The 12,142-nt window shown below is 60.7% G+C and carries 10 protein-coding genes and 1 tRNA gene; 8 read left to right on the forward strand and 3 right to left on the reverse strand.

The genetic code is table 11. The annotated features are described in order from the left end of the window. Nucleotides 1-173: 173 nt before the first annotated feature. Complete coding sequence (locus DDF78_RS05685) at nt 174-686, forward strand: flavodoxin (RefSeq protein WP_152580728.1); 513 nt, start codon at nt 174-176, stop codon at nt 684-686. A 596-nt stretch (nt 687-1,282) separates the two neighbouring features. Here DDF78_RS05685 and DDF78_RS05690 read toward each other — a convergent pair. Beyond that, nucleotides 1,283-2,479 carry an MFS transporter gene (locus DDF78_RS05690; RefSeq protein WP_162000710.1) on the reverse strand — a complete coding sequence of 399 codons (1,197 nt, stop codon included), beginning with the start codon at nt 2,477-2,479 and terminating at the stop codon, nt 1,283-1,285. Between the two features lie 176 nt (nt 2,480-2,655). On the opposite strand from DDF78_RS05690, the gene DDF78_RS05695 reads away from it, so the two are divergent. Beyond that, nucleotides 2,656-2,994 (forward strand): ArsR/SmtB family transcription factor, encoded by a 339-nt coding sequence (locus DDF78_RS05695; RefSeq protein WP_152580726.1) that lies wholly within the window; start codon nt 2,656-2,658, stop codon nt 2,992-2,994. A 178-nt stretch (nt 2,995-3,172) separates the two neighbouring features. Here DDF78_RS05695 and DDF78_RS05700 read toward each other — a convergent pair whose 3' ends face one another. Continuing rightward, on the reverse strand, nt 3,173-3,763 hold the full coding sequence (locus DDF78_RS05700; protein ID WP_152580725.1) for an NADPH-dependent F420 reductase: 591 nt from the start codon (nt 3,761-3,763) through the stop codon (nt 3,173-3,175). A gap of 244 nt (nt 3,764-4,007) precedes the next feature. Here DDF78_RS05700 and DDF78_RS05705 point away from each other — a divergent pair, with 244 nt between their 5' ends. The 3 genes from DDF78_RS05705 to DDF78_RS05715 all read left to right on the forward strand — a co-directional run bounded on the left by DDF78_RS05705 (nt 4,008) and on the right by DDF78_RS05715 (nt 6,100). Beyond that, a complete protein-coding gene (locus DDF78_RS05705) occupies nt 4,008-4,913 on the forward strand; it encodes a LysR family transcriptional regulator (protein ID WP_152580724.1) in 906 nt (301 codons plus the stop codon). A gap of 195 nt (nt 4,914-5,108) precedes the next feature. Continuing rightward, nucleotides 5,109-5,182 (forward strand) — tRNA-Val (locus tag DDF78_RS05710). A gap of 78 nt (nt 5,183-5,260) precedes the next feature. After that, on the forward strand, nt 5,261-6,100 hold the full coding sequence (locus tag DDF78_RS05715) for a PhzF family phenazine biosynthesis protein (RefSeq protein WP_152580723.1): 840 nt from the start codon (nt 5,261-5,263) through the stop codon (nt 6,098-6,100). Between the two features lie 14 nt (nt 6,101-6,114). On the opposite strand, the gene DDF78_RS05720 is transcribed toward DDF78_RS05715, so the two are convergent. Next, nucleotides 6,115-7,374 carry an alpha/beta hydrolase family protein gene (locus DDF78_RS05720; RefSeq protein ID WP_152580722.1) on the reverse strand — a complete coding sequence of 420 codons (1,260 nt, stop codon included), beginning with the start codon at nt 7,372-7,374 and terminating at the stop codon, nt 6,115-6,117. A 128-nt stretch (nt 7,375-7,502) separates the two neighbouring features. Between DDF78_RS05720 and DDF78_RS05725 the strand changes: the two genes are divergently transcribed. The 3 genes from DDF78_RS05725 to DDF78_RS05735 all read left to right on the forward strand — a co-directional run bounded on the left by DDF78_RS05725 (nt 7,503) and on the right by DDF78_RS05735 (nt 11,933). Then, nucleotides 7,503-8,081 carry a TetR/AcrR family transcriptional regulator gene (locus DDF78_RS05725; RefSeq protein ID WP_152580721.1) on the forward strand — a complete coding sequence of 193 codons (579 nt, stop codon included), beginning with the start codon at nt 7,503-7,505 and terminating at the stop codon, nt 8,079-8,081. 284 nt (nt 8,082-8,365) lie between these two features. Next, nucleotides 8,366-10,036: a DivIVA domain-containing protein gene (locus tag DDF78_RS05730; RefSeq protein ID WP_152580720.1), complete on the forward strand. Its 1,671-nt coding sequence runs from the start codon at nt 8,366-8,368 to the stop codon at nt 10,034-10,036. Nucleotides 10,037-10,304: 268 nt separating this feature from the next. Further along, a complete protein-coding gene (locus DDF78_RS05735; protein WP_237564573.1) occupies nt 10,305-11,933 on the forward strand; it encodes an alpha/beta hydrolase family protein in 1,629 nt (542 codons plus the stop codon). The last annotated feature ends 209 nt before the right edge of the window (nt 11,934-12,142 follow it).

The following is a 12,142-nucleotide window of genomic DNA, read 5'->3' on the forward strand; positions in this document are numbered from 1 at the left end:
ATGATTCGAATCGCGTCGGATATTGTAGGCTATGTTATGGGGTTTCGTATCGGTCAAGGCAGTCGGCAAACTGATTGCCGTCGTTGCTGTCTTTATGCAGGGCGGTATACAGGAGCCATCCGCGAACAACCGGTAATCAATCCGGGCAATTACATACCAGCAAGGGGCATGAAATGAGTACTCTAGTCATCGTCGAGTCGCATTTCAGCAATACGTGGAGCATCGGCGAGGCTATCGCCGGCGCGCTTCCCGATGCGACGCTGCTTCGGGTCGATAATGCACCCAAGCGGATTGACCCCAGCGTGGAGCTGCTGATTCTTGGGGCTCCGACGCACGCGTTCACGCTTTCCAGTAGCGCAAGCCGGACCTCGGCGCTAGAACGGAAGACTGCCGGGGCGCAGGCGGCGAGAAGGGGTGGCTTCCATGCCAGCTCAATCGGACTGCGCGAGTGGATTGCTGAGGCCTCCATCCCGGCTACGACCAAGGTGCTTGCCTTCGACACGTGCGTTGCGGGGGCAGGAACGCTGTTCGGGCAGGCAGCCAAAAAAGCCGTCGCAAGACTCGTTGCAAACGGCGTAAATGCGCAATATGGGTCGACTTTCTGGGTCACCGGCGCCGACCAGTTGCGCGCGGAAGAGACAGAGCGGGCAGCCGCATGGGCGCGAGGTCTCACAGCGGAGGAGTGAAGCGGCTGGTAGCGTACGTTTCATGTCACACAAGCGTGTGCCGTATTGGAAAACGTACACTGAATCGTCGTTATCGTACGTTTTCCGATACGGCCTTCGTGAACATGCGGAAAAACGTACGGTGAGGTCCGCTTGCTGGCATGGAATCTTGTGGCATTGGGGGAGCCGGCTTAAACGTGTTGCGTTTGAATGGAATCTGGTCCATTGCTGCGGTCTCGAATCATAGTGATGAGCCAGAATGCGAGGAGAGTGGCGGGTAGCGCTGCACCGATGAGGCAGACGCCTTGCCAGCCGTGGGATGCGTACATGATGCCAGCGAGTGTGGAGCCGAGGGACATGCCGTCTGCATCCGCTGACTTCCCATGTGGCTCCATGCCTACAGTGTATTTTCTAGAGTTCACTCTAGGTCAAGCCACTGCAGGAATCGGGCTGAGCGCATCGGCCGTCATCGGCTTGACGTCATTGGCGACACGCCGGTGCGCAGGCACGAGTCATTGGACTGCCGCGGATCTCGGAGAGTATCATGATGGTCGTAGTCCGGTGACTTGCTTGACTGCCGGATGTGAGACGGGTTTATGACGGTTTGCGGATATCGGCTAACCGATGCGATGAGGCGCAACAAGCAAAACGAGCGCTGGCAGACATGCGGCAAGGATGCCGAGCGGCAGGTAGCTGCCGGTGATGCTGACGAGTAGGGCAGCGGCGGATGAGGCGGCAAACTGAGCGAGGTATTGGGCGGAGCCGTTCAAGGCTAGGATGGTGCCGCGGGCGTTGGGGTCGAGGGTGGCGGCCAGTGTGGTCAGGGCCGGCTGTCCGGCGACGATGGCAAGGCTCCATGCGAAGTTGCCGATGATGGACAGCGGCAGTGCCGGGCTGAGGCTCATGAGCAGTACGCCGCCTGCGGATACGGCAGCGCAGACGATGAGATGCGTGAGCGTACTCCAATAAGCCAGAAGTCTGCCGCCGCCGACCGACCCTGCTACGCCGGCGATGCCCGCGACGAGCATGATGCCGCTCATCGCGGCGGTCGTGACGTCGAATCTGGACTGGTAGAAGGCCCCGATCGAGGTGAACAGGATCGCAAGCCCTGCGTTCCACAGAAACGTCGCGGCCAGAACGAGCAGGGTTGGTCGGCTGGACAGAGCTGTATGCAGCAGATGCAGCATGCCAGAGCCCGTGCGCCCGAGGCTGGTCGATGCCGTGGCCTTGCTTGCGAAGATGCTTGTGGCGGGCAGGAGGCAGCAGGCTCCAAGGATTGCGATGGCATGGAACACCCACGGCCAGCCGACTGCCGAGGCAAGTAGCGCGCCCAGCGGCACGCCAATGACGGTGGAGGCGGGCATCAGGCCCATGACCATTCCGATATTCGCGCCCCGCGTGGCATCGGTGGAACGCTCGGACACCTCAGCAAACACGCTCGGCATCACCGCGCCAGCCCCGGCGCCCGCCACCGCGCGACTTGCCAAGGCCAGAGCGAAGCCAGGTGCGAAGCCCGTCAACGCCGTGCCCGCGGCGAACAGCACAATGCCGGCAACGGCTATCCGGCGGCGGCCGGACCGGTCAGCCATCGCGCCGAAGAACGGACTCGTCAGTGCGTAGGCAAGTGCATACGCGGCCACCAGCAGGCTCGACAATCCGGTTGAGACGCCCCACTGGCGAAGCATCATCGGAGCGATAGGCGCAACCACCATAGAATCGCTGCCCACAAGGAACGCCAGAGCGCCGCCGACGATGATGGCCGGTGCCGGCCGTCGGGCGGGAGCGCCTTCTTGAGTAGGGAGATTCGCCATCATTGCCCTCTTTCTATCCGCTGCTTGTGCAATGCGAATCGACTGCATATGTGCCGTTCGATGGCGTTGTTCGGTGGGCGTTATCCAAAAAATGCTGTTCAATATTTTAAGTTCGATGTTCGACGAACATAGTTTATCTTGATACACTGGGGCGACAACCACACAGGAGGTGATGGACGATGGCATTGCTCCCGCAACCGGCAGCAGATGAACTGGACCTTTCAACGGTGCTTCACGCGCTGAGCGACCGGACGCGACGCTGCATCCTTGCCGAGCTGGTTTCGGGTCCTCGTCGTTGCGGCAGCTTCGACTTGCCGATTGCGAAGTCCTCCGTGTCGCACCATTTCAAAGTGCTGCGAGACAGTGGACTGATCCGGGTCGAGGCGCAGGGCAATACTCGGACCGCCACACTGCGCCGAGACGATATCGAAGCACGCTTCCCAGGGCTGCTTGCCGTGACGGGCATCCTTGACACTGGTCAAACGGCAGCGAATCTACACGATCGTGATGCGCGTTGAAAACGTCGAGGCCCTTGAATCTTTTGCGATTCAAAGGCCTCAACGCTATTTGGATAGGAGCTACGTATGCATATGTATGCGTAGCTCCGTCAGACTCGGCTCGTTTCTGAACGTCTTAGCGACGGCTGGCTGCTGCTGATGGTGCTACTGCTGCCGAGGTCGCTGCTAAGACTGCCGCTTATGCGCGCTGCAGCTTCAGGCTGATGGCGGTTCCCAGGCCTTGGACGTAGGCGAGCTGGATCTGCAGTTCGGCCAGCGGCTCAAGCAGACGCGCGTTTTCCAGCGGGCCGACGGGCACGGCGTCGAAACCGAGGGAGGTGAGGTATTCGACGACGGTCTTCACGGCCTCTTCGTCATCGCCTGCGACCGGCGTGAAGATCGAGCCTGCAGGGAATGCGGCGGGGTCGTGGTTCGGGGCCAGCACGGTGTCGAGTGCCTTGACCACCTTGGCGTCGGCCAGATGCCTGGCGACCTCTTCGCCACCGGAAGTGGTGAAGCCGACGGTCAGCGCGGTGAAGTCCGGGGTCAGCGGGTTGGTCGCGTCGATGACGACCTTGCCAGACAGCGCCTGCGCCCACTCTTCGGGCAAAGCCAGAGCGGCCTGATAGGGCAGCGCCAGCGCCACTACGTCGGCGGTGCTGATGGCGGCTACTGCGGTCTCGGCTTCGGTCTTGCTCGTAAGCGTGGTGACTTGGTGGCCGGCCTGCTCGGACCGCCGTGCCAGAGGGCCGCCGACGTTTCCGGTTCCGATGATGACGATGTTTGCCATGATGATGCTCCTTGTTGATTATTTGAACATAGTGCTTGCATTCGGCCCGAGTCGGTTGTTCTTCTCGGGCTGTCTCGGTGACAATGTCAATCCTTGTCGATGCTGCAAGTTTTATCGAGAGCCAAACTGCGAAGGTAATGATCGTGAACTACGATCAGAGCAACGCAATAATTGCAGATCGGTTATTGACAATCGTCGAAAACAGATAGAAACAACAGCTAGAAACAGATAAAGAGGGGCCAGCATGGCTGATTTTGAACTGCGGCAGGTGCGCATCTTCGTCACCGTCGCCGAGGAGCTGCATTTCCGGCGCGCGGCGGACCGCCTGTTCCTGCCGCAATCCGTGGTCAGCGAGCAAGTCAAGCGGCTCGAGCATGCGCTCGGCGTGGAATTGTTCGACCGCTCCCGCAGAAACATCGTCCTCACTGCGGCCGGGATGAGCCTGCTGCCGCTTGCTCGCACGCTGCTGGATGACGCTGCCACGCTGAGTTCCGCAGCCAATGAATACCGTTCCACGCGCGTGCTGCGGCTCGGCATCGGATGCGGGATGGGCAGGCGGGTTCCGCTCGTCTTCAAGGATCTCGCCCGCAAAGGCTACACGGTGCGCGCCGTCGAGGTAGCGCCGGAGCAGCGGGCTGCCTCGCTGGCGGACGGCACGATTGATGCCGCGTTCTTCCGCGGGCGCGTCCGGGACATGACGCTGCGCAGCGAGCGCGTCTGGGAGGACCGGCTCATCGCCGCCATGCCCGAGCACCATCCGCTTGCCGACAAGGACTCGGTGTCGATTCAAGAACTGGCTGGGTCGCCCGTGGCGTTGGCGTCGTATGACGTCAATCCGGCGCTTCATGACGTGCTGAACGAGGCTTACTCATCTCAAGGACTGAGACTGACCGTGGGCATGCCATTCACCAGCGTCGAGGCCACATTCGCCGTCATGGCCGCCAATTCAACGCCGATGTGGACGCCGATCTACGAAACCTATGAGGCCGAGCACCAGTACGAGGGCATCCGCGTCGTCAGCATCGAACCCGCAATCACGATTCCCACCTTCCTCGTCGCCGCGCCCACCATGCAAAAACACTGGTACAGCGACCTGATAAGCACCTGCGAGACGGTCGCGATGTCGTGCGCCGAGCCGATTAGTGCGTGAATGTCTTGAGTCGGAGTGTTTTCAATTGTTGAATTGATTTTCAGGGAGCCGGGCCAGGCGTATTCGTATTTCTTGATGAGCATGATATGGTCGAAGCGAGCTTTCGGGTTCAACAAATGGCGGGGATGATCCCCGCCACCTTTGACCACACCGCGTGGCGACACATGCAGGGGATGCGGTACAGTAGTGCGTCGCGGGCGATTAGCTCAGTTGGCTAGAGCGCCACCTTTACACGGTGGATGTCGGGGGTCCGAGTCCCTCATCGCCCACAGTGCATGTGCGGTCAGTTAACCTTACTGCCTAAGGGTTTTTCTCTTGCGACTTTCACTATGTAGAGGATTGGTGCCATGACTCAGCAGTATCCGTTCGCCCAAGTAAATGTCTTCTCCAGTGAACCCTATCGAGGCAACCCGGTCGCGGTCATACTCGATGCCGCGGGCGTCACGGATGAGGAGATGCGACGGGTCGCGAGGTGGACGAATCTCTCCGAGACAACGTTTCTGCTGCCACCCACCACAAGCGAGGCGGACTATCGGCTACGTATCTTCACTCCGACGGGCGAGCTTCCCTTTGCGGGCCATCCCACTCTGGGATCGGCGTGCGCATGGCTCCAGCACGGCGGCAGACCACGAGCGCAGGGGCACATCGTACAGGAGTGCGGAGCCGGGCTGGTCGAGTTGCGCAATGATGACAACATGCTCTCCTTTGCCGCGCCGCCGATGCGCCGAACCGGTCCGCTTGACGACGATACTTTGGCACGACTGGTGGCCGCCTACGGGATTGCGCCTGCGCAGGTAGTTGCTCACCAATGGGTCGATAATGGCCCGGGCTGGGCTGTGATTCAGCTCGCGACCGCGCAAGAAGTGCTCGCTTTGCAGCCTGACCTCTCACTTATCCCGGACGCGATGGTTGGCGCGGTTGGTGCGTACCCAGCCCATTCACCGCATGCGTTCGAACTGCGCGCGTTCGCGCCCGGTGCCAACGTACCCGAAGACCCGGTATGCGGGAGCTTGAACGCTTCCGTCGCGCAATGGCTCACAAGTACGGGGCAGGCCCCTGAGCGCTACACGGTTTCCCAGGGCGCGTGCCTCGGTCGTGCTGGTGAGATCGCCATCACCGTTGAGGATGGCTCGGTCTGGGTCGGCGGCGCAACCACTGTGTGCTTCCAAGGCACCGCAACTATTTAGGAGACTGGCAGTCGTCAGTGTGTCGGTTCCCTCTGCGGTGCTGATTCCGGAGATGCCGTCGATACGGTACAAAATCGCCGATCCAGCCAGTCGAAGATGACCTGATGCGCGAGTTTCAGGTTCGTGACCTGGCAGTGCGCGTCGCCTTCGGCGTGTTCGAATTTGCGAACGGTGACATCCTGATGCCTTGCCTTCATCGCAGCGGCGAGCGCTTGGGTTTGGCGGGCCAGCTCCTTGGCTTCGCCGGCTCCGAACATGAACAGGCTCGGGCAGGTGATGGACGATGCGTCGACGATGGGGGCCTCTCTGGGCGCTCTGGCGAGCACTTCGGCAAAGTCCTTGGTGCCGAACTGCCAGGCGTATTTTTCGAGACTGACTTGGAGTGCTGAATTCGTTCTGCCGATGATTGCGGCTGCCATATTCGTCAGCCAGCCCGGAGCCTTTTGCACGCCGCCCATTTCCGAAGAGAACACCTTGCCGATATCCGTGATTGGCGTGCTTGCAATCCACGCCGCGACACGGGAATCGGTGGAAGCTGCCTGCGCGGTGAAGTACCCGCCGCCGCTGAGCCCGAACAGTGCGATTCGCGCATCCGGTGCCGAAGCGTTGGCTTCCAGCCAGTCCAGGCACGCCGCGATTGATGTCGAGGAATCATGACGGAAGGTGAATCCGCGATCTGGGGTTTTCCCTTGGCCGGGCAAGTCGACCATAAGGACGTTGTAGCCGTGCCGCCAGCCGGGATATCCGCCGTAGTAAAAGAGGTCTTCGCGGAAGGTGTCGCCGCCGCCGACGACAAGCAACGTCGGCCTCGGCGCACCGTCGATTTCGAGGTAATAGCCGGGGAGACTGCTGCTCTCGAACGGGACTTCGATGGGTCGTATGGGCACATGACTCAGCGCGGCACCGCGCATGAATTCCTGTTCCATTTCGTGGATGATGATGTTCCACGCCTTGGTATTGGGACTGGCGAAGCCCAACGCGAATCTGCGGGCATATGCGGCTCCAAACGCACGCTGGCCCGCCTGTTCGAGCTTCCCCGACTGCACGCAGCTATCAGCTCGGCGAGAAAGAAAGCGCGCCTCGCGATAGAAGGATTCCCGCCAACTCCTAGGGTCGCCATCCTTGACGGTAGCGACCGCCGCAAGCACTTCGCCGGGGTTCATGCCGACGATCTGGCTCACGCCCAAGGCCAGATTGAACGCGAAGTCCATGTCGGTGTTGTTGAATTTCGTGCGCTGCGACTGCCTGCGCAGTACCTCGTTCCGTCCACCCATGTCTATTTCCTTTGTCATATAACGATTTGTCTTGATCGGTGTTTGCCGTCACAAACGCTGTGACAATATCGCTATTATTGTAGCGCTACAATAGTAGCGAATGTACAAATATATGCAGGAGTGTCGTCATGCCGAGGCAAACCAACCGTCGCGAGCTGCTTGCCGATGCGATTATCCGCGTTCTCGCACAATCCGGAGCGCACGGCCTGACGCATCGGGCGGTGGACAGCGCGGCGCATGTGCCAACGGGCACGACATCGCGCTATTTCCGGACTCGAGCCGCCCTGCTGCTGGCTGTAGCCCAGACCGTTCGCGACCGGCATCGCGCCTACATGGAGCGTTTATCGGCAAGCGAACCGGGGCGCCAAGGCGACCTTGTCGGCGTGCTCGCCGAGCTGATTGACGACTCCACCCAGGCTAACCGCGACCTCTACATTGCTCGAATCGAACTGTCTTTGGCATCGCTGCGCAATCCCGAGCTTCGCCCGATCCTCGAAGAAATCCGTGCTGCGAGCATTGCAACGGCTTGGAAACTCGCTCGCGAAGCAGGCATCGAGCTGACCGAAAGCCAGACCGATGTGCTTGGCTCCCTGCTGCTTGGCCTCACGCTTGAACGCGCAACCCTCGACCGGCCGCGCCTTACCGCGGATGACCTTGCCGCAGTGCTTGCGCGTGCGATTGCGTCGCCGTCTGCTCGGCTCGCTTGATTCACGTGCCAGAGCGATGCTCCATCTCGCCCGCGAACGCATCTTCGCCCGCCCCGGAATCGGGTACAGGCCCCCCATTGCGCTGATGAAGACTGTTTCGATTGGATTGGACTCATAGCTTGCGCGCCTATGCCTGTGCTGCAGCGCGCAATCGTGCATAGCAAACTTGCAGCGGATGCGCGATAGCCGCGTGAAGGCTTCGTGCCGGGCGGAAATATCGCCGCGTCCCAATAATCGCGTAGTGTTAGGTTGTTGAATACTTATCCGTAGGAGGTCAATAGCCGATGGCTCAAGAACCTGAAACCGAGCGGGACTCGTCCGGCATCGCGCGTGCCGGCAAACGCAAGTGGGGTTACGACACCGCTCAGGTGGATGCCTTTCTGGAGCGTGCGCACTCTCTGTATGAAGGCGAGTACGACAGCGAAGGCGTGCAGCTGACCCAACACGATATTCAGAACGTATCGTTTGATATGCGCAAGGGCGGGTATCTCTTCGAGCAGGTCGACGCGGCGCTTGACCGTCTCGAACGCGCAGTAGTCGACAAGCAGACCTCGTGGGAGATCGGCCAGCAAGGCAGAGTGGCTTGGAAGGCGCGCACTGAAGAGCTGTATCGGCAGGTCGCGGAGCATGCCGAACGCGCGGATCGCGAACGCTTCGCGGACGGGGCGCACAAGAAGCCCTCCTATGATCGCAAACAGGTCGATCGTCTGGTCGATCGCATCGTGGGCAAGGCGTCCGAAGAGCTGCAGATCGAAAACTCGTCTTTTGCGGCTGACGCGAAGGGTGGCGAGGTCGACTCCAAAACCGTTTCGCGCGTGGTGTTCACGCAGCGCAAAGGCGATGGCGGCTACGACGAGCGGCAGGTCGACTATTTCCTCAGTTCCTGCGTGCAGTTGCTGAGCCGCTTGGAATCCTATGATCGCATCTCGCAATATGACGACGAGCAGGCCGATTCCGCTCAGCCCGCACCGATTGCGAACAATGCGAGCAACACGAACAACGCGAGCAATAATGCGGACAGCATTTTCAATCAGGATCGTGCATCATCAGGTGTGACGCCCCTGTTCGCAGCTGCGCCGCAGGAGGGGACGGCGTCGTACGCCCCCGTGCACGCAGGCGAGGAAACCGAATCCTTCGCCGCGCTGAACAAGGCCGAGCAGGCTATTTATACGGCCTCGACGGCTCAGGAATCCGCGCCTTCATTTGCTCCTAGTACCCCTACTGCGCCCAAGCCCAGTGCCTATGGTTACGCCGCCCCGGAAAGCGCGAGCATGGGTGACGCTGCTACGTCCGTTGCGTCCGCTGCTTCGGCTCTGGATGCGAGCACGGCCGCGCCGGAACCGGACTACGCGACCATTGCGCAGCATGGTGATGCCCCTGTGGCGTCGACCGAGTTTGCATATGCAGCTGGGTCGCCAAATACGAATGCGCCGGCGGAAGCGGCCGAAACCATGTCGATTTTTTCCGGTACTGAGACCGCCGCAGAGACAACAGCCGCAGTGCCAGCACAGGCCGAATGGTCCGGTGCGCCAGCAGCCGATGCCGTATCTGCCGCGCCTATTCCGTCCTTCCAGCCCGCTCGTCCGGCCCAATCCGCCGTGCAGAACGGCAATGGACAGCACGCAGAGGCACACACAGTGGCACACGCAAAGGAAACGGATGCCACGCTTGCGGCGCTGGCTCATATGGCCGAGGTCTCTCAGGAACTGCCGAAGGTGAGTGCCACGGTGCCCGCCCCGAAGGTTCCTTCGCTGCAGACCTTCGGCATGCCGCATTTCGCAGCCGATCCCGTGCCTTCGCAACGCCATGCAGATGATGACGCAGGCGATGCTGCAGATAAGAGCAGCATGTTTCCGAAGGCCGACGAGGACATGGATTTGGACATTCCCGATCTTTCCTTCCCCGGCTTTGATGGCGATTCGGGCGACTCCAACGGCACGGATGCAGTGCGCTGAGCCTGCCGATGTGCAGTGATGTCGGTGGTGTTGGGAAAGTCGATGATGCCGCGCAGCAGATGTATCGCTGGATAGGATGAAGCTCGTGTCTGATCAGAACCAAACGAACGCGCGTGAGCCGGACGCTCCACAGTCCCCGAAGATCCTGGCGAAGGCTCCAGAGAATACAGAGAATGCGGAGAGTGCGGAAGGTACAGAGCAGTCACCGGCCTCGCAGATGCCGCAAACTGCGCAAATTCCGCAGGTGTGGGGCCGTGGCCGCCGGCTGATGGTGAGTGTGCCTATTTTCATCATTCTGATTGGCATCCTCGTCACGGTTTCGAATATCACCGCTGTGCCGTGGAACAAGGAACCCACCGGCCAGACCATCGAGACGCTTTCGCCGAACACCGCCGTTACTTTTCACAACCCGACCGGCACCCCGCTGCCCGGGCGAGGAAGCTACAAAGTCGTCAGCCGTCACGTCACCATCAAGGCGAAGCGCCCTTCGACCGGTGAAGTCCAGAACATCCGTGTGCTGATCCGCGAGCCACAGGGCGCTCCATCCGGCCGCCCCGGCGTGGTGTTCATGCACGGAGCAGGCTACGGCACCTGCGACAACTCCTTCGGCGATGTGGCCTTCGACCTGGCTTCGGCCGGATTCGCCACCGCCGTGCCCGACAAGCCGGTGTGGTCGACCGGCAACGTGAACCGCGACTATCCCGGCTCCGCAGCCGCCTACGATCAGATCATCAATTATCTGCGCTCGCTGAGCTCGGTCGACGCCGACAATATCGGTATCTATGCCACGTCGGAGAGCACGTGGATATCGCCGTATCTGCTGCGCATGGACAGGCGCATCGCCTTCCAGGTGCTGCTCAGCCCCATGGTGTACTCGCCGCGTCAGTCGCTCGGGTTCATGGTCGCACAGGACTTCGCGCTGACCGGGGCGCACGCCGGGTACCAGTCCATTGTGCGCAGGCTGTTCCACGTCGATTCCTCGATGCTTGGGCTGCAGAATCTCGATGTGCCCACGCAGTTTGATGTCGGCTACTCCATCCCGACCTTCGTGGCCTATGGTTCGAAGGACGTGATGACCGCGCAGGTCGACGGCGTGCGCAAGATCCTGGATATGGCCCATCACGCTGGCAATTGGGATATCACCGTGCGCAGCTATCCTGTGGCGAACCATGTACTGCGGCTCGGTGATGAGGCTGACGAGGGCACGGCGCTTTCCGACAATTACGTCACCGACATGGTCAATTGGAGCCAGGGCACCGTGCGCGGGCTGAAGCAGACCAGCGAACGGGTGGCTGGCACGCGCATCTACCAATCCATCGTGGTACCTTCCGAACTTGCAGGTGATAGGCCGCTGACGGTGTACGGCGTGGTGCTGCACATCGCTACGGTCGTGCTGCTGCTGGCAGCTGCGATTACCGCGCTCATTGCCCTGGGACTCAAGCTTCGGCATATGATTCGCCGGCAGGAAGGGCGGACTTTGGGCTTCGCGCGCGGATTCGGCAATGCGCTGCTGATGCTCACCGTCACGACAATGGCTACGGTGGTGCTCTTCGTGGCAGGCTTGGGCCAGGTGATTATGGCCGTGGTCAAGCTCGGGTGGGGAGGGGCACCGGTCGAGGATCCGGGCATGATGTATTGGAGCTGGCCCGTCATCCAGATCGTGTGCACGCTCGTGGTCTGGGCGTGGTCACGCGTGCTGACCCGTGTGATCGAGGAGGCCTCGGCGCGCGGACTGGCGCAATTGCCGCCTCGTACCGGGGAGCTCAAGGCCGTGGTGACAGGCCGCAAGCCGGTCGTCGCCTCCACGCGGCTGGGGCGTGTGCTGTTCTGGATTACCACAGTGGCGATGCTGCATGTGCTGCTGTTCTTCGCCTTCTGGGGGCTGTTCATTTACTAACGCTCACACTTTTTTGGCGGACTCAAAAAAGTGTGAGTCAAATGAACAGGCAAGATGGTAGCTTTTGAGCACCATAATGGCGGATTCTCAAGGTTTCGTATGGATAGATGCTGAACATGAAATGTTTGTTTTGCTCACACTTTTTTAGGTCCGCCGAAAAAGTGTGAGCCGTGTTCGCCGGGACAACGCGAAAACGACGTATAGTCGTG

It is taken from the genome of Bifidobacterium tibiigranuli (assembly GCF_009371885.1).
Classification (GTDB): domain Bacteria; phylum Actinomycetota; class Actinomycetes; order Actinomycetales; family Bifidobacteriaceae; genus Bifidobacterium; species Bifidobacterium tibiigranuli.